The 16,597-nt window shown below is 65.3% G+C and carries 17 protein-coding genes and 1 pseudogene; 3 read left to right on the top strand and 15 right to left on the bottom strand.

Going from position 1 to position 16,597, the window contains the following annotated elements; translation table 11 throughout:
- Positions 1 to 14: 14 nt before the first annotated feature.
- The 15 genes and pseudogenes from MVA47_RS14925 to rsmD all read right to left on the bottom strand — a co-directional run bounded on the left by MVA47_RS14925 (position 15) and on the right by rsmD (position 13,873).
- Positions 15 to 317, bottom strand: a complete 303-nt coding sequence (locus tag MVA47_RS14925) for an acylphosphatase (RefSeq protein WP_247208497.1) — start codon at positions 315 to 317, stop codon at positions 15 to 17.
- Positions 318 to 320: 3 nt separating this feature from the next.
- Positions 321 to 764, bottom strand: a complete 444-nt coding sequence (locus tag MVA47_RS14920) for an OsmC family protein (protein ID WP_247208496.1) — start codon at positions 762 to 764, stop codon at positions 321 to 323.
- A gap of 55 nt (positions 765 to 819) precedes the next feature.
- Entirely contained in the window at positions 820 to 1,512 is a 693-nt protein-coding gene (locus MVA47_RS14915; RefSeq protein WP_247208495.1) for a response regulator, read from the bottom strand.
- A 37-nt stretch (positions 1,513 to 1,549) separates the two neighbouring features.
- Positions 1,550 to 4,038: pseudogene (locus tag MVA47_RS14910) on the bottom strand (DUF4118 domain-containing protein).
- A 6-nt stretch (positions 4,039 to 4,044) separates the two neighbouring features.
- On the bottom strand, positions 4,045 to 4,671 hold the full coding sequence (locus tag MVA47_RS14905) for a potassium-transporting ATPase subunit C (RefSeq protein ID WP_247208494.1): 627 nt from the start codon (positions 4,669 to 4,671) through the stop codon (positions 4,045 to 4,047).
- Positions 4,672 to 4,676: 5 nt separating this feature from the next.
- Positions 4,677 to 6,785: a potassium-transporting ATPase subunit KdpB gene (kdpB, locus tag MVA47_RS14900; RefSeq protein ID WP_247208493.1), complete on the bottom strand. Its 2,109-nt coding sequence runs from the start codon at positions 6,783 to 6,785 to the stop codon at positions 4,677 to 4,679.
- Positions 6,782 to 8,509 carry a potassium-transporting ATPase subunit KdpA gene (gene kdpA, locus MVA47_RS14895; RefSeq protein ID WP_247208492.1) on the bottom strand — a complete coding sequence of 576 codons (1,728 nt, stop codon included), beginning with the start codon at positions 8,507 to 8,509 and terminating at the stop codon, positions 6,782 to 6,784. The genes kdpB and kdpA overlap by 4 nt, the downstream gene beginning before the upstream one ends.
- Positions 8,510 to 8,512: 3 nt before the next feature.
- On the bottom strand, positions 8,513 to 8,611 hold the full coding sequence (locus MVA47_RS14890) for a potassium-transporting ATPase subunit F (RefSeq protein ID WP_023960355.1): 99 nt from the start codon (positions 8,609 to 8,611) through the stop codon (positions 8,513 to 8,515).
- A gap of 275 nt (positions 8,612 to 8,886) precedes the next feature.
- Positions 8,887 to 9,531, bottom strand: coding sequence for a nitroreductase family protein (locus MVA47_RS14885; RefSeq protein ID WP_247208491.1), 645 nt, complete (start codon positions 9,529 to 9,531; stop codon positions 8,887 to 8,889).
- A gap of 28 nt (positions 9,532 to 9,559) precedes the next feature.
- Positions 9,560 to 10,447 carry a bifunctional DNA-formamidopyrimidine glycosylase/DNA-(apurinic or apyrimidinic site) lyase gene (gene mutM, locus MVA47_RS14880; RefSeq protein ID WP_247208490.1) on the bottom strand — a complete coding sequence of 296 codons (888 nt, stop codon included), beginning with the start codon at positions 10,445 to 10,447 and terminating at the stop codon, positions 9,560 to 9,562.
- Positions 10,440 to 11,174: a ribonuclease III gene (gene rnc / locus MVA47_RS14875; RefSeq protein WP_247208489.1), complete on the bottom strand. Its 735-nt coding sequence runs from the start codon at positions 11,172 to 11,174 to the stop codon at positions 10,440 to 10,442. Before rnc ends, mutM begins: the two co-directional genes overlap by 8 nt.
- On the bottom strand, positions 11,171 to 11,662 hold the full coding sequence (locus MVA47_RS14870) for a DUF177 domain-containing protein (protein ID WP_033335028.1): 492 nt from the start codon (positions 11,660 to 11,662) through the stop codon (positions 11,171 to 11,173). The genes rnc and MVA47_RS14870 overlap by 4 nt, the downstream gene beginning before the upstream one ends.
- Before the next feature lie 174 nt (positions 11,663 to 11,836).
- A complete protein-coding gene (locus MVA47_RS14865; protein WP_247208488.1) occupies positions 11,837 to 12,610 on the bottom strand; it encodes a DivIVA domain-containing protein in 774 nt (257 codons plus the stop codon).
- 189 nt (positions 12,611 to 12,799) lie between these two features.
- Entirely contained in the window at positions 12,800 to 13,279 is a 480-nt protein-coding gene (coaD, locus tag MVA47_RS14860) for a pantetheine-phosphate adenylyltransferase (RefSeq protein WP_247208487.1), read from the bottom strand.
- Positions 13,280 to 13,312: 33 nt separating this feature from the next.
- A complete protein-coding gene (gene rsmD, locus MVA47_RS14855) occupies positions 13,313 to 13,873 on the bottom strand; it encodes a 16S rRNA (guanine(966)-N(2))-methyltransferase RsmD (protein WP_247208486.1) in 561 nt (186 codons plus the stop codon).
- A 189-nt stretch (positions 13,874 to 14,062) separates the two neighbouring features.
- Between rsmD and ectA the strand changes: the two genes are divergently transcribed.
- From ectA to MVA47_RS14840, 3 genes are all read left to right on the top strand, one after another.
- Entirely contained in the window at positions 14,063 to 14,587 is a 525-nt protein-coding gene (ectA, locus tag MVA47_RS14850; RefSeq protein ID WP_247208485.1) for a diaminobutyrate acetyltransferase, read from the top strand.
- A 162-nt stretch (positions 14,588 to 14,749) separates the two neighbouring features.
- Complete coding sequence (gene ectB / locus MVA47_RS14845; RefSeq protein ID WP_247208484.1) at positions 14,750 to 16,027, top strand: diaminobutyrate--2-oxoglutarate transaminase; 1,278 nt, start codon at positions 14,750 to 14,752, stop codon at positions 16,025 to 16,027.
- A gap of 43 nt (positions 16,028 to 16,070) precedes the next feature.
- Positions 16,071 to 16,469 carry an ectoine synthase gene (locus MVA47_RS14840; protein WP_247208483.1) on the top strand — a complete coding sequence of 133 codons (399 nt, stop codon included), beginning with the start codon at positions 16,071 to 16,073 and terminating at the stop codon, positions 16,467 to 16,469.
- The last annotated feature ends 128 nt before the right edge of the window (positions 16,470 to 16,597 follow it).

The following is a 16,597-nucleotide window of genomic DNA, read 5'->3' as shown; positions in this document are numbered from 1 at the left end:
GACCGCGAGCCGGCTCACCGCTCGACGAATCCGGACAACCCACCGCGCGGCGCGCTCCGGTCCACCACGACGGTGTCGACGCGACCAGGACTCTGACCTGCCTCGATGAGGTCGATCAACTGCACACAGGCAGCCTCCGGGCCCTCTGCGACGATGAGCACCCGGCCGTCGGAGTGATTGGTCGCCGAACCCACCAGCCCCAGTTCGAGAGCCCGGGCCCGGGTCCACCAACGAAATCCGACACCCTGGACGTGCCCGTGGACCCACGCGGTGAGCCTGATGGTGTCGGCGGTGTCGCCGGGTGAATCGGAAGCCATCGGCTACTCCGTATCGATGCGCAGATCGACCTCGGTGCCGGTCTTGAGGGTGCGCCCCACCGTGCACACCGCATCGACCGCGCGCCGCACGACAACAAGAAGTCGCTCCGCGGCCTCGGGTTCCAGTTCGGACAGGTCCACTTCGAGGACCTCCTCGAGACGGGGATACACCTCGTTGTCACGATCGGCGTCCCCGGAAACGCGAACGGTCGCGTCGTAATCGTCGCCGAGGCGGCGGGACAGCGGCTTGTCCGAACTCATCCCAGTGCACGCGGCCAGAGCGATCTTTAGCAATTCGCCGGGGGTGAAGACGCCATCGACATCAGCGGAGCCGATCAGGACCTCCGCCCCGCGACTGCTGCGCCCCGTATAGCGGCGCGTTCCGGTGCGCTCCACCCACAACTCGGTGGTCTGCTGGTCCGTGGTGACTGGTTCGGTGGCGGTCATGTACGAATTAAACACGGAGCGCCCGCGTGCAATTCCGCCCACCGATCAGGCCCGGTCAGCGGACGAAGCGGTAGCCCATCCCCGCTTCGGTGAGCAGGTGGCGTGGACGGGTGGGATCAGGCTCGAGTTTTCTTCTCAGCCCCGCCAGATACACCCGCAGGTAGTGCGTCTGGCCTCGGTACGCCGGGCCCCACACCTCGTTGAGGATCTCGGGCTGGCCGACGAGTTTTCCTTCGTTGCGCACCAGCATTTCCAGGATCCCCCATTCGGTCGGGGTCAGGTGTACGGCCTGCCCTGCGCGGGTCACCTGCTTTGTACGCAAATCCACCGTGAACGATGCCGCTTCCACCACCGGGTGCTCGGCTTCTCGCACCGGCGACGCGCCTCGGCGCACCGCGGCCCGAAGTCTGGCCAAAAACTCCTCCATGCCAAAGGGTTTGGTCACATAGTCGTCGGCGCCGGCGTCCAATGCCTGCACCTTCTCGGAGGAATCGCTACGCGCCGACAGCACGATGACCGGGACATCGGTCCATCCACGTAGGCCTGCGAGCACCTCGAAACCGTCGATGTCCGGTAGGCCCAGGTCGAGGATCACCACCTGCGGATTGGTCTGTGCCGCAGCGGTCAACGCACCCGTACCGCTTGCGGCGGTGGTCACGTCGAACCCTCTCGCCTTGAGGTTGATGCGCAGTGCGCGCAATATCTGCGGCTCGTCGTCGACCACGAGCACCCGGATCTTGTCACTCATGACCGCACCTGTCCGGGCGGTCCGGTGTGCAGACCGATCACCATCGTGAGTCCCCACCAGGGGTGTCGACGGCTTCTATCGTCCCGTCCATGGCCTGGACGAACCCCTGTGCAACCGAGAGCCCCAGTCCGACTCCACCCCCGGTGTTCCGGTCGCCGAGGCGCCCGAACGCGGTGAACATCTTCGCCCTGTCGTGCGCAGCGACGCCCGGCCCGTGGTCGATCACAGAGATCTCGCACCGCGCCGGATCATCTCCCGTCAGCGCAGCCTCGATGGACACCGGAGCTGTGGGCCCACTGTGGCGTAAGGCGTTGTCCATCACGTTCACGAGTACTCGTTCGAGCAGTCCCGGATCGGCGTAGGCCGAGAGGTCGTTGTCGCTGAACGTGATCCGCTCGGCACCCGCCCGATCCGACCGCGCGATACCGGCGATCGCACGTTCGACGGCCTCGGTCACGTACACCGTCCGCATGTCGGGACTGACCACACCTGCCGCCAGTCGTGAGGAATCGAGGAGGTTGTCGACCACGTCGGTGAGCTGGTCGGTCGACTCCTCGATGGTGGCCAACAGCTCCGCTGTGTCGTCAGCACTGAACGCCACATCGGTGCTCCGGAGACTCGACACCGACGCCTTCACCGCGGCGAGCGGTGTCCGCAGGTCGTGGCTGACCGCAGACAGGAGCGCACGCCGGAGCTGGTCGGTGGCCGAGAGAGCCTTGGCTGCAGCCGCTTCGGTGGCCAGCGCGCGTTGTCTGACCACACCCGCCGCCTGGATGGCGACCGCAGCGAGTACCCGACGGTCCCCACCGCCGAGGGTGGGGCCTCGTAGGAGCAAGGCGAACTCTCCCCCGGGCACAGCGCAGACGGTATCGGCCTCGTCGGGGTGCGCCGGCGGGTCGGCCCCCACGGCGGCCTCCACCACACCGGGCCCGCGGCCATCTGTTCGGACCACACTGACCGCGCGCTGGTCGTAGGTCTCGCGGACACGTTCGAGGAGTACGTCTGGCTCTTCACCGCTGAGCACCGCACCGGCGAAGGTGGCGAGCAGCTCCGCCTCGCGCCCTGCGCGGCGGGCTTGGGCACGCCGAACGGTGGACGAATCGACAAGAGCGGCAACGGCAACCGCGATCACCAACATGACGACGATGGTGATGAGGTTGTCCGTCTCGTTGATCGTGAAGCTGTATCGGGGGTCGTGAACAGGAAGTTCAGCAGCAAGCCACAGACGATGGCCGACAGCGCTGCCGGGCCGATGCCCCCCAGCATCGAGACCGCTAGCACCACCACGAAGAACAGCGCCGAATCACTCGCCAGACCCAACCACCGGTCGAGCAGCGCGAGCACCCCGGCGGCCATCGCCGGAACCACCACGGCGGCGACCCAGCTCAGCGGGTGGTGGAAGCGGGACTGGCGGATGTCGAGACGGTTGCGAGTGCCTGCCACCTCATGGGTCACCATGTGCACGTCGATCTTGCCCGACTCGCGGACGACGGTGTTGCCGACGCCCTCGTCGAGCAAGCGCTGCCACCGGGATCTGCGAGAGGTACCCAAGACCAGCTGGGTTGCGTTGACACCGCGGGCGAACTCGAGCAGCGTCTCCGGTACATCGTCTCCGACAACGGTGTGCACCTGCGCGCCGAATCCCTTGGCCAGGTCGGTCAGCCCGGCCAGATCAACCGATGCCGGATCGGCGAGCCCGTCGCCGCGCACCACATGCACGACGAGCAGTTCGGCACTGGACCGCGACGCGATCCGACTGGCCCGGCGAAGCAGGGTCGCCGATTCGGGGCCGCCCGTGATGGCCACCACGACCCGCTCGCGGGCCTCCCAGGTGTCGGTGATCGCGTGCGCCGACCGGTAGGCGGCCAGCGAGTCGTCGACCTGGTCGGCCAGCCACAGCAACGCGAGTTCACGCAGAGCCGTCAGGTTTCCCTGGCGGAAGTAGCTGGCCAGCGCACCGCCGGCACGATCGCTGGGGTACACCTTGCCGGCCGAAAGTCGTTGTCGCAGAGCCTGTGGCGAGATGTCCACCAGTTCGATCTGGTCGGCGCCGCGAACCACGTCGTCGGGCACGGTTTCACGCTGGACGACGCCGGTGATCTGTGCGACCACATCGTTCAGACTCTCCAGATGCTGGATGTTGATGGTGGAGAGCACGTCGATCCCCGCATCCCGCAGAGCCTCGATGTCCTGCCATCGTTTGCGGTTCACCGCCCCCGGCGCGTTGGTGTGGGCGAGCTCGTCGACGAGCACCACCTGGGGCCTGCGCTGGAGGACCGCGGACAGATCCATCTCTGACAACGTGGTCTGGCGGTAGTCGTACTCCGTGCGCGCGATCACCTCGAGACCGTCGACCATCGCTTCCGTTGCGGTCCGGCCGTGCGATTCGACAACTGCCACAACCACATCGACGCCCTCGTCCGCGAGCGTGTGCGCCTGCGCCAGCATCTCGTACGTCTTGCCCACTCCGGGGGCGCATCCAAGGAACACCTCCAGGGTTCCTCTACGAGTGGTGGGCGCCATCATTCGACCCTAGCCGCAGTTGGGTGCGGTCAGCCCCAGCGCGAGGTTGACCTCCAGCACGTTGACCCGCGGTTCCCCGAGCACACCGAGCTGCCTGTCCTCGGTGTGACTGTCGATCACCTCGCGCACCTGTTCGGAGGGCATTCTGTGCACGCGAGCCAGGCGTGGCACCTGGATGTCGGCATAGGCCGGGCTGATGTGCGGGTCCAGGCTCGAACCGGAACCGGTCACCGCGTCGACCGGCACCTGATCGGGACGCACGTCCTCGCGTTCGGCGATGATCGCTCGCCGTGACTCGATCCACCCCGCCAATGTGACGCTGGACGGCCCCTGGTTGCTCGCCGCAGACGCAGCAGGGTCGCCCGGGGCCATCGGATCATCGGCCGCCCCCAGCACCCGCGCATGCAGGTAACCGTCGGGCCGGCCGGGTTCGGCCTGCGGATCGATCCCGATCAGGGCGGAGCCGACCCTGCAGCCGGCGCTGTCGGTGACCACCGAACCCTCGGCGCTCGACCGGTCGATACGCGAGACTCCCCACACCACTGCCGGATACACCACGCCGAGTACCACCGTCATCATCACCAGTACAGCCACTGCAACCACGCTCTGTCTGATCCATGTCGTACCGAGCTTCATGACAACTACCCCATTCCCGGGAGAAAACGGACGACCAGGTCGATCAGCCAGATGCCGACGAACGGTGTGATGACACCGCCGAGCCCGTAGACCAGCAGATTGCGGCCCAACAATGAGGAGGCCGACGAGGGCCGGTACCGAACCCCCTTGAGCGAGAGTGGGATCAGCGCGACGATGATCAGCGCATTGAAGATCACGGCGGATGTGATGGCCGACTGGGCCGAGTGCAATCCCATCACGTTGAGGGTGTCGAGCTGCGGGTAGATGCCACTGAACATCGCGGGCAGGATCGCAAAATACTTGGCGAGATCGTTGGCCAGCGAGAACGTGGTCAACGCTCCGCGGGTGATGAGCAACTGCTTCCCGATGGCCACGACGTCGATCAGCTTGGTGGGATCGGAGTCCAGATCCACCATGTTGCCTGCCTCCTTCGCCGCAGACGTCCCGGTGTTCATGGCAAGACCGACATCCGCCTGGGCAAGTGCCGGTGCGTCATTCGTGCCGTCACCGGTCATCGCGACCAGTCGGCCACCCGCCTGCTCGCGACGGATCAGTGCGAGTTTGTCTTCCGGGGTCGCCTCGGCCACGAAGTCGTCCACACCCGCCTCGTCGGCGATGGCCCGTGCGGTCAACGGGTTGTCACCGGTGACCATGACCGTCCGTATCCCCATCGCCCGGAGTTGCTCGAAGCGCTGGGCCATACCGGGTTTGACGACATCCGACAGTGCGATGACACCGATGACGCGGGCGGGTTGGTCGTCTGCGGTGGTTCCGACCACCAACGGGGTTCCTCCCGCCGACGCGATCTCCTCGACCCCGCGGGTCACCTCGGCCGGTACGGTGCCGCCGTTCTCTCCGACCCAGGCGAGGAGTGAGTCCGCAGCCCCTTTCCGGATGCTCCGTAGACCCGACGCCTCCGGCACATCGACCCCGGACATCCGGGTGTGCGCGGTGAACGGCACCACCACACGATCGTGCCGGGTCTCGGCGTCGATCGACATCGGGTCGATGCCGAAGTCGTCGCGGCAGAGATCGACGATGCTGCGTCCCTCGGGAGTGTCGTCGGACAGGCTGGATCGGCAGGCCTCTCGCGCCATCTCCTCGTCGCTGATCCCGGGTGCCGGGATCAGCGCGGTGGCCCGGCGGTTGCCGAACGTGATGGTCCCGGTCTTGTCCATCAACAAGGTGTCGATGTCGCCGGCGGCCTCGACGGCGCGGCCCGACATCGCGAGCACATTGCGCTGCACCAACCGGTCCATGCCCGCGATGCCGATGGACGAGAGCAACGCACCGATGGTTGTCGGGATCAGGCACACCAGCAGGGCGATGAGTTTGATCGGGTCCGGAGACTGGCCTGCGTATTGCTGCATCGGCCCGGCTGCCACCACGGCGAGCAAGAAGATGATGGTCAGACTCGACAGCAAGATGTCGAGCGCGATCTCGTTCGGGGTCTTCTTACGCTCGGCACCCTCGACCAGTGCGATCATCCGGTCGACGAAGGACTCCCCCGGCGACGTCGTGATCTGCACGACAATCCGATCCGAGAGCACGACGGTGCCGCCGGTCACGGCGCTGCGATCACCTCCGGATTCCCTGACCACAGGCGCTGATTCGCCGGTGATGGCCGACTCGTCGACGGTGGCGATACCCTCCACGACGTCGCCGTCGCCGGCGATCACCTCGCCTGCAGTCACCAGGATCCGGTCGCCGATGACCAGTGAGCCCCCGGAGATCTCGGTGATCGCTCCGTCGGGCCCGATTCGCCGAGCCATGGTGTCCTGTTTCACCTTTCGCAGGCTCGCCGCCTGCGCACGGCCGCGTCCCTCGGCAACAGCCTCTGCCAGGCCCGCGAACAGCACCGTGAACCACAGCCAGAAGACCACGCCGAAGGCGAACCAGGACGGCTGCCACACCGCCAGAACAGTGGTGATGATCGCTCCGAGGTACACGACGAACATCACCGGGTTACGCGCTTGGTCCTTGGGGTTCAACTTCCGGATGGCTTGTGGCACCGCGCTGATCAGCTGGCGTGCATCGAACGCTCCGCTGCCGACCAGATCGGCCGTGGTGGTGGATACCGTGTCCGGCACGGGTTCATCAAGGATTGTGCTCATGCCAATGCCTCTGCGATCGGTCCCAGCGCCATCGCTGGGAAGAATGTTAGTCCGGCAACGAGAAGTACCGTGCCGGTGAGTAATCCGCCGAACAGCAGCCCGTGGGTGGGCAGCGTCGCCACCCGATCCCGAGTCCGAACCGCCACTGCGCCCCCGGAAGAGGACTCGGGTGCCGCAGGCCGTCGTTGAGCCGCGAGGCGGCCGGCGAGTGCGAGCACAAAGATCATCGGAAGGAAGCGGCCAAGCAGCATGGCCAGCCCCAAGGAGGTCTGGAACCAGTCGCTGGTGACCGTGAGACCACCGAAGGCGCTGCCATTGTTGTTCGCAGCTGAGGCGTAGGCGTACAGCACCTCGGAGAAGCCGTGTACCGAACCCGGGGTGCCGGGGTCACCTGCATTGCCCTGAAAAGTGCTGGTGGACTCGAGGATCACGGTGATGGACGTTCCGACGAGCACCAGAGCGGGCATCACCAGCACGTACAACGCAGCCATGGTGATCTCGCCCTGGCCGATCTTCTTCCCGAGGAACTCCGGACCGCGGCCCACCAGTAGGCCACCGACGAACACCGCGATGATGGCCAGGATCAGCATGCCGTAGAGCCCGGAGCCGACACCGCCCGGAGCGACCTCGCCGAGCAACATGTTCCAGATCAGTGCGCCGCCACCGGCAGCCGAAAAGCTGTCATGTGCCGAATCAACAGCGCCGGTCGAGGTTCCTGTGGTGGAGACGGCGAACAGTGCCGAGCCGGCCACGCCGAACCGCTGCTCTTTGCCTTCCATCATCGCGCCGGCCGCCTGTGCTGCAACGCCGTTGGTCTTCGACTCGAAGAACCACACGAGAGCGAGCATGGACGCCCAGATGACGGACATGACACCCAGGATGGTCACACCCTGCCTGCGGTCGCCGACAAGAGTCGAGTAGGTGCGGGTGAGGCACACGGGGATGATCAGCAACGCGATCACCTCGGCGACATTGCTCAAGGGTGTCGGATTGGAGAACGGATGCGCCGAGTTGGCCGCGAGGGTTCCGCCGCCGTTGGTGCCCAGCATCTTGATGGCTTCCTGGGACGCGAAGGGGCCGATCACGCTGTGGCCGTTCGTGCCGTCCAGGCCTACGAAGTCGAAGCCGCTCCGCAGCGACTGGACCGCCCCCTGGGTCAGCAACACAAGCGCCATCAGCCCGGCCAACGGCAACAAGATCCGTAGCGTGCCGCGCACCAGATCAACCCAGAAGTTGCCCAGTTTGCCCCCGCCCGCGGCGACGATGCCGCGTATCAGCGCGATGGCGACCGCCAGCCCGACTGCGGCCGACAGGAAGTTCTGGACGGCCAGACCGATCATCTGCGTCAGATTGCCCATCACCACTTCAGGCGAATACGACTGCCAGTTGGTGTTGGCGACAAACGAGATGGCTGTGTTGAAGGCCATCGCCGGGCTGACACCCGGACGGCCGTCTCCGAACGGCAGGATCCCCTGGACCCGTTGCAGGACATAGAGGAACACAACGCTGATGAACGAGAAGGCAAGCACGGCGACCGCGTAGCCGACCCAGGTCTGCTGACGTGCCGAGTCGATCCGCGCCAGTCGGTAGATGAGTCGTTCAGGAGCGAGGTCGCGGCTGCTCCGGAACACCCGTGCCATGTAGTCCCCGAGCGGCACGTACGCGGCGGCCAAGATGAGGATGACGATGCCCACCTGGGCAACTGCGGCCATTGTGGAGTCCACGGGTCAGAACCTCTCGGGACACACGAGAGCGACAGCCAGGTACAGCACCACGGCAATGGCGACGACCACGAGCACCACATTGGTCACGCCCTCGGCGGTCATCGGTCACCCCGCGCCGCGACCACCCGCACCACGACGAGACACAACGCAAAACTCCCGAAAACCGCTGCCATGAAGGCAAGATCTGCCACGTTCCACTCCTGCACACGTGCCGGACTGCTTCGACGAGTCCGGCTGGTGATGCAAGCATGTATCCGCCGCCCGATCAGATCGACGGCGTTAACGGTCTTTCGACGCTGCGACCTGCGGTCTTCACGAGTCCTTTACGGCGTCACGGTTCCGGGGGGGCTTCTTCGGCCACGTTCCGGACCGCCAGCTCACCACCGGTCGAAGTGGATCACATTGTTGAGCGGTTCTCGCGGCGCCGGCTTGAAGGTCTCACCCGTGTAGTACGCCGTCGGGATCAATGCCGCCTGGTGAAACCCCGCAGGCACGCCCAGCAGGTCGGCCACCTCGGCCTCACGTTGCAGATGCAGTGTGGTCCAGGCTGTTCCGAGACCACGAGCGCGCGCCGCCAGGCAGTAGCTCCATGCGGCGGGCAGCAGGGAGCCCCACAATCCGGCCTGATTGTCCGGCGGCAAGGTCTTGCCCGCCTTGATGCACGGGATGACAAGAACGGGCACCTCGCCCATGTGCTCACCCAGCCACGCCACACTGCCGCCGACTCGCTGCTGGACGGGAGCCCGGTTCGGGTCATCGGCGAACAGGGCCGCGGCCGAATGGCGAGAGTTCAGGTATTCCTCGGTCAGTTCGCCGTAGATCCGACCGACTGCGGCGCGCAGTTCCGGGTCGGTGATCACCAGCCACTGCCAGCCCTGCCGGTTGGAACCGGACGGCGCCTGTAGCGCGACCTCCAGACACTCGCGGACGAGTTCGATGGGCACTGGCCGCGTCAAGTCCAGGCGTTTGCGTACCGTTCGGGTGGTGGTGAGCAATTCATCGGGTGTCAGATCCAGGGTCATGCCCCGATGATGCCCTAGCCGTCACGGTCTAGATGCGTGGACGCACCTGGCAGCGTGGGCAACTGAACGAGCTGCGGTTCATGAACGCCTCGCGCCGCATCGTCGCGCCGCAACGACGACAGGCCTCCCCTTCACGCCCGTAGGCGTTCAGTGAGCGTTCGAAGTAACCCGACTGTCCGTTGACGTTGACGTACAAGGCGTCAAATGACGTCCCACCTTGATCGAGTGCTCGCTCCATCACGTCCTTGGCGTTGTCGAGCACCGACCGTAACGCCTTGGCGCTCAACTTGTCGGTGAGTCGACGGCCGTGAATCTTGCTGAGCCACAATGCCTCGTCGGCGTAGATGTTGCCCACACCCGACACCACGGTCTGATCCAGCAGCGCGCGTTTGACCTCGGTGTGCTTGGCCTTGAGCAGCCGGACAACGGCATCGGGGTCGTAGTCCGGGTCAAAAGGATCGGGCGCGATGTGCGTGATCGACGCCGGCCCTGGCCCTCCGGTCGTCGAACGATGAGACGGCAGCTCGACCAGGTCGTCGACCATCCAGCCGCCGAATGTGCGCTGGTCGACAAAGCGGAGTTCCCTGCCATCGTCGAGTGTCGCCCGGATTCGCAGGTGTTTCTCGTCCTCGGCACCGGCGGTCTGCACCAGCATCTGACCGCTCATTCCCAGGTGCACGACAAGAGCCAATGCGTCGGCGCCACCGGACGGGTCCGCTTGCAGCCACAGGTATTTGCCGCGACGACGCGCAGCCGTGACGGTCGCCCCGGACAGCAGGCCGACCAAGTCGAGTGGGCCGCCCAGATGCCGCCGGACCGCCCGTGGGTGCAGGACGTCGACGGAGACGATGCGCCTACCGACCACGTGGGCAAGCAGACCGCGCCGAACGACCTCCACCTCGGGCAGTTCAGGCATCGTCTCCGGATCCGGAGATCGCCTTCCAGGCCGTCGAGGCCGCGAGTTGTTCGGCTTCTTTCTTGGTCCGCCCGACTCCTGACCCCATCGGGTCACCCGCGACAACCACCGTCGCGGTGAACTCCTTGCAATGGTCCGGTCCGGTCGAGGTGATCTGGTAGGCAGGCACCCCCAACCCCTTCTCGGCGGTCAGTTCCTGCAACGAGGTCTTCCAGTCGAGTCCGGCGCCCAGGGCGGCAGACCGGTTCAGTGCCGGCTCGAAGAGCTTCAGGACGGTCGCGCGGGCGGTTTCGAGACCGTGCTCGAGATGGACCGCACCGATCAGCGCCTCCATGCCGTCGGCCAGGATGCTGGCCTTGTTCCGGCCACCGGTCATCTCTTCACCTCGGCCCAGACGCAGGTGGGCTCCCAGCCCGCCGGGTCCGAGTCCACGCGCGACATCGGCGAGGGCGTGCATGTTCACCACACTCGCCCGGATCTTGGCCAACTCGCCTTCGGGGCGATCGGGATGGGTGCGGTACAGCTGCTCGGTGATCACCACCCCCAACACCGAATCACCGAGGAACTCCAGCCGTTCGTTGGTCGGCAGGCGACCGTGTTCGTACGCGTAGGAACGATGGGTCAGAGCCAGGGTGAGCATCTCATCGGACAGAGAAATATTAAGTGCGGCAAGAAGATCGGCATGATCGGAGTGCACTTGCGGGGCACCGCGGTCGGTTTCGGTCACTTCTTCGACTCGGGTTCCTCGGCGAATTTCGCGGCGAGACCAGCCCACCGCGGATCGATCTTGTCGTGGTGATGGCCGGGGTCCGCAACGGCAAGACGTACACCGCATTCGGGACACAGCCCGGGACAGTCAGGTGAGCACAGCGGTGCATTGGGGAGGTCGAGCGCCACCGCGTCGACAATGGCTTGTTCGAGATCGATGGTGTCATCGACGATGCGATGTACCTCGTCGGCGTCGGTGGTCTCGTCGGTCACACTGTCCGGATAGGCGAACAGTTCGGTCAGATAGACGCTCGACGTTCCCGCGATCGGCTCCAGGCAGCGAACACACTGCCCTTCGGTTTCACCACTGACGCACCCGGTGACCAGAACACCCTCGGACACGGCTTCGAGCCGCAAGTCGAGGTCGATGTCACTGCCGGCCGGGATCGCGATCATGTCCAGCCCGATGCGAGGGGCAGAGGTGATGGCACGATGCACCTCCTGCATCGAACCGGCACGTCGTCCGAGACTGCGAATGTCCAGACTGAACGGGCCGGTGGCGGGGCGATCGTGGCGGGTTGAATTACTCTCACGCTGCGACACAGGGAACCACGATACGCCCCTGATCACCGCATGCGACAATCCTGACGCCGCGCCGTGTCCTCCATCAAGACGCGGTGGTCAGACCGCCATTCCGGTGCCGAAATCCCCACGGTGGACATGCTCGGCGTAGTCGTGCACGCCTGCGCCCGTCCGAAGCTGTTGCCGACCACGGTTGACCGAGCGGATCGTCCCGGTGAGGAGTTCCTCGAACTCGGCCAGTTTGTTGTCCACGTAGATGTCGCATTCGCCGCGCAGACGATCGGACTCGGCGTGTGCCGCGTCGATGACCCGCTCGGACTCGGCACGGGCAGCCTGGACCACCTCGGTCTCGGAGACGAGCCGTTGCTGCTCGGCGATGCCCTCGGCCACCGAGCGCTCGTAGTTCGCGTTGCCCGAGGCGATCATGCGCTCGGCCTCGGCGTGGGCGCGGCCGGTCACGGACTCGTACTCACGATGAGCCGCCGCGGTCACCCGCTCGGCTTCGGCAGTGGCGTCCGCGAGCAGTTGCCCCGAGTGCGACTGCGCCTCGGCAACCATGCGGTCCGCCTGCGCTTTTGCCTCCGACAGGAGGCGATCGGCCTCAGCGCGCGAATGTGCCAGCAGCGAATCGGATTCTGCGGTGGCCTCACCGACGAGGGTGTCGGCGCGCATCCGCGCGTCGCCGATCAGCTTGTCGCGCTGATCGAGGACGTCCTGCGCGTCGTCGAGGTCGCCGGGGATGGCGTCCTTGACGTCGTCGAGCAATTCGAGCACGTCACCTCTGGGGACCACGCAACCCGCAGTCATCGGCACACTGCGCGCTTCTTCGACGATGGCGCCCAATTCGTCCAGCGCTTCGAATACCCGGTACACAGCTACCTCACTCCTCGTCGCGACATCGGCCGGTGACCCACTAAGGCCCCACCCGCGTGCAAACAGTGGTTGGTGTTAATTCTGTGACTATTGTGCCCACTGGTACGCCTGAGACTCGTCAACCTACGGGGCGTGTCGTGGTACCAAACCAGGATTTGCCCCGCTTGGCGGCCTGCCCGGACCGGCCGTTCAGCGAGCGGAGAGTTTGGCGAGCAGCTGCTCGTGGACCACCGGCGGCAGGAACTCGGTGACCGGTCCACCGAGGGTGGCGACTTCCTTCACCAGTGAGCTCGAGACATGGGCCAGACGCGGGTCGGTCAGCATGAAAATGGTCTCGGCCCCGGTCAGATCCCGGTTCATCTGCGCCATCGGCAGCTCGTATTCGAAGTCCACGGCGCCGCGCAGGCCCTTCACGATCGTGTCCATCCCCTGCGAACGCACATAGTCCACGAGCAATCCCTGCCAGCTGTCGACCCGGACGTTGGGCAGGTGAGAGGTGGTCTCCTGCAGGAGAGCAATGCGTTCAGGGATCGTGAAGAGACCACTCTTCTTCGGATTGACCATCACGGTGATCACCAGCTCATCGAACCGGGCGGCTGCCCGCTCGAAGACGAACAGATGACCCGAGGTCACCGGGTCGAATGAACCCGGACAGACAGCTCCCGACATGGGAGTCAAGTTATCAGCCTGCGGGCAGCCATCTCACCCATGTGGCGGGCTGTACACGGCAACCTCGACCCGGGTTTCCCCATACCGGCGGATCAGGACGTCATCGAACTCCGGCGGCCACCGGGTGTCGGCCGCGCGAGCAGCGCGCTCCAGCACGACCAGTCCCCCGTCGGAGACCGCCCCGTCCGCGAGCTGCCGAACCAGGTGCGCAACCTCATCTTCGGGTAGATCGTAGGGCGGATCGGCGAGCACGAGGTCGTAGGTACCGCCGCTGCGCTCGAGATGTTCAGCCGCTCGGCGGCGGATCACCCGCCCGCCCGACAACCCCGACGCCCTGACATTCGCCTCGATGATCTTCGCCGCCTTGGCGTCGGCCTCCACGAACGTCACCGATTCGGCCCCCCGCGACAACGCCTCGAGCCCCAGCGCGCCGCTTCCGGCGAACAGATCGAGCACGATCAGCCCGGTGAAGTCGATGCGGGCCGCCAAGATGTTGAACATCGATTCCCGCACCCGGTCGGTGGTCGGCCGGGTGCCGGCGGCGGGCACCGACAGTCGGCGACCACGGGCCGAGCCGGCGATGATGCGGGTCATGAGTCCATTGTTTCGGGTATCCGGCCCGGCCGCGGGACCCGGGTCCGGCGGCCCAACTACTTGCAGCCTGCAAGTTTTTGTGAGCCACCTCACAAACCGGGTTTGAACAGGGCTTATACCGGCGCTTTTGCGACCAATTTCGACAACCGGGTGACTTTCGTGTGACACGTTGTTAACTTCAAATTCGATATGAGCCCAACTCAGATCAGCGCTACCCTAACCGCCGCGCCGGACGCGGTGGCATTTCGTTCGCCAAAGGTTTCCGACGGAGTCCGGCTCTGGGAAATCGCCCGTGACTCGCAAGTTCTCGATCTCAACTCGAGTTACGCCTACCTCCTGTGGTGCAAGGATTACGCCGAGACATCGGTGGTCGCCGAAGTGGACGGACGCGTCGTCGGCTTTGTCACCGGTTACCTTCGCCCCGAACTCCCCGATGTGGTGATGGTATGGCAGGTCGCTGTCGACGCCGACCAACGGGGCCTCGGTCTGGCCGGAAAAATGCTGTCCCAGTTGATGGATCGGCTGGAGCCGCGCGGCATCACCACCCTGCACACAACGATCAGTCCGGACAACGAGGCGTCGGTGGCCCTGTTCACCGCCCTGGCCGAACGTCGCGGCATGAGCATCACCAAGGAGAGCTTCTTCTCCCCCGCCGACTTCCCGGATGATCACGAACCAGAAGATCTGTACGTCGTCGCACCGCGACGCTCGTAATGACCTGCCGCGGTTGGTAATACCGCATCCGACCACCGCTACCCGTGGTCACTTCACGGCAGAGCCGGGACCGCCCCGGCCGCCACATCTTCACCAGTTGGAATACAGCTGTATTTTTCGCACCCTACCGTGCTTCAGGCACACCCGGAGGACACGACAGACATGACTGCATCCATCCAAGAAACGTTTTCCAGCAACATCTTCGAGACCCGCGAGTCCGAGGTTCGTAGTTACAGCCGCGGCTGGCCGGCAATCTTCACCAAGGCCAAGGGCGCATGGCTCACCGACCGCGACGGAAAGCAATACCTCGACTTCTTCGCCGGCGCCGGTGCATTGAACTACGGGCACAACAACCCGATCCTCAAGTCGGCTCTGCTCGACTACATCGAGAACGACGGCATCACCCACGGTCTGGACATGTCCACCGTCGCGAAAGGCGAGTTCCTACAGGCATTCCAGGACAAGATCCTGCTGCCGCGCGGACTCGACTACAAGGTCCAGTTCCCCGGACCCACCGGCGCCAACACCGTCGAGAGCGCTCTGAAGCTGGCCCGCAAGGTCACCGGTCGTACCTCGATCATCAACTTCACCAATGCATTTCACGGTATGACCCTGGGAGCACTCTCGGTCACCGGCAACTCGATGAAGCGCGCGGGCGCAGGCATCCCCTTGGTGCACGCGACGCCCATGCCGTTCGACAACTACTTCGACGGTGTCGTGGAGGACTTCAGCTGGTTCGAGCGCGTCCTCGATGACTCGGGCAGTGGACTCAATCGTCCGGCAGCCGTGATCGTGGAGACCGTCCAGGGCGAAGGCGGCGTCAACGTGGCCCGGCCGGAATGGCTCAAGGCCCTCGCCGACCTCTGCAAGCGGCGCGAGATCCTCTTGATCGTCGACGACGTCCAGATGGGCTGCGGCCGCACGGGCCCGTTCTTCTCGTTCGAGATCGCCGGCATCGAGCCCGACATCGTCACCATGTCGAAGTCGATCAGCGGCTACGGCATGCCAATGGCGCTGACGCTGTTCAAGCCGCACCTCGACGTGTGGGCACCGGGCGAGCACAACGGCACCTTCCGCGGCAACAACCCCGCCTTCGTCACCGCAAAGAAGGCGATCGACACCTACTGGTCGGACGACACGTTCGAGAACGAGGTCATCGCCAAGGGTGAGCGGATCCGCGACTCGTTCATCTCGCTGTGCAGCGCGCACCAGGGCATCACGACCCGTGGTCGGGGCATGGTCCAGGGACTGGTGTTCGACGACGCCGAAAAGGCAGGCAAGGTGTGCGCACTCGCGTACGACCGCGGACTGCTCGTCGAGACCTCCGGCCCGTCAGACCAGGTCGTCAAGTTGCTGCCGCCGCTGACCATCACCATCGAAGAGCTCGATCAGGGGCTGGCGATCCTCGGCCAGGCCACGGCCGAGGTGCTCAGCGCCTGAGCCAGACCGACTCGACGAAAACCCAAGCGCGAAAGGACTACACGTGATCGTACGTACCACCAAGGAAATCACCGGCACCGAACGTGATGTGGAGGCGGAGAACGGCAACTGGCGTTCCAAGCGCATCGTCCTCGGCGGCGACAAAGTGGGGTTCTCCTTCCACGAGACGACCATCAAGGCAGGTTCGGTCAACGAGTTCCACTACGCCAACCATGTCGAAGCAGTGTGGCTGGTGGAGGGCACCGGGACCCTCACCGATCGCGAGACCGGCGAGGTGTACTCGCTCGGGCCGGGCACGATGTATCTCCTCAACGGGCACGAACGGCATACGGTCACCGCTGACACCGAGCTGCGCATGCTTTGTGTGTTCAATCCGCCGGTGGTCGGAACCGAAACCCACGACGAGAACGGCGTCTACCCGCTGGTCACCGTCGGCACCTGACCGGTTCGCCGGATGGCGGGCCCTGAACCCGGGCTTCGCTGGGTAGCGTTGGGCTGGCGCTTGTGCGATTGCGTCAGATGCCCGGGCCCTCCGACCGTCACCAAGGCGAACCAGCAAGAAACTCGGCA

This window comes from Williamsia sp. DF01-3 (assembly GCF_023051145.1).
GTDB lineage: Bacteria > Actinomycetota > Actinomycetes > Mycobacteriales > Mycobacteriaceae > Williamsia.
This window is presented reverse-complemented; position numbering and strand designations above follow the sequence as displayed.

Coding starts and splice junctions, on each gene's coding strand:
- MVA47_RS14870 (WP_033335028.1), bottom strand. CDS start 11,662: ATGCAGGAGGTGCATCGTGCCATCACCTCTGCCCCTCGCATCGGGCTG.
- rsmD (WP_247208486.1), bottom strand. CDS start 13,873: ATGACCCGCATCATCGCCGGCTCGGCCCGTGGTCGCCGACTGTCGGTG.
- coaD (WP_247208487.1), bottom strand. CDS start 13,279: ATGTCGGGAGCTGTCTGTCCGGGTTCATTCGACCCGGTGACCTCGGGT.
- mutM (WP_247208490.1), bottom strand. CDS start 10,447: ATGCCTGAACTGCCCGAGGTGGAGGTCGTTCGGCGCGGTCTGCTTGCC.
- ectA (WP_247208485.1), top strand. CDS start 14,063: ATGAGCCCAACTCAGATCAGCGCTACCCTAACCGCCGCGCCGGACGCG.
- MVA47_RS14925 (WP_247208497.1), bottom strand. CDS start 317: ATGGCTTCCGATTCACCCGGCGACACCGCCGACACCATCAGGCTCACC.
- MVA47_RS14890 (WP_023960355.1), bottom strand. CDS start 8,611: ATGACCGCCGAGGGCGTGACCAATGTGGTGCTCGTGGTCGTCGCCATT.
- MVA47_RS14905 (WP_247208494.1), bottom strand. CDS start 4,671: ATGAAGCTCGGTACGACATGGATCAGACAGAGCGTGGTTGCAGTGGCT.
- MVA47_RS14915 (WP_247208495.1), bottom strand. CDS start 1,512: ATGAGTGACAAGATCCGGGTGCTCGTGGTCGACGACGAGCCGCAGATA.
- ectB (WP_247208484.1), top strand. CDS start 14,750: ATGACTGCATCCATCCAAGAAACGTTTTCCAGCAACATCTTCGAGACC.
- kdpB (WP_247208493.1), bottom strand. CDS start 6,785: ATGAGCACAATCCTTGATGAACCCGTGCCGGACACGGTATCCACCACC.
- MVA47_RS14920 (WP_247208496.1), bottom strand. CDS start 764: ATGACCGCCACCGAACCAGTCACCACGGACCAGCAGACCACCGAGTTG.
- MVA47_RS14885 (WP_247208491.1), bottom strand. CDS start 9,531: ATGACCCTGGATCTGACACCCGATGAATTGCTCACCACCACCCGAACG.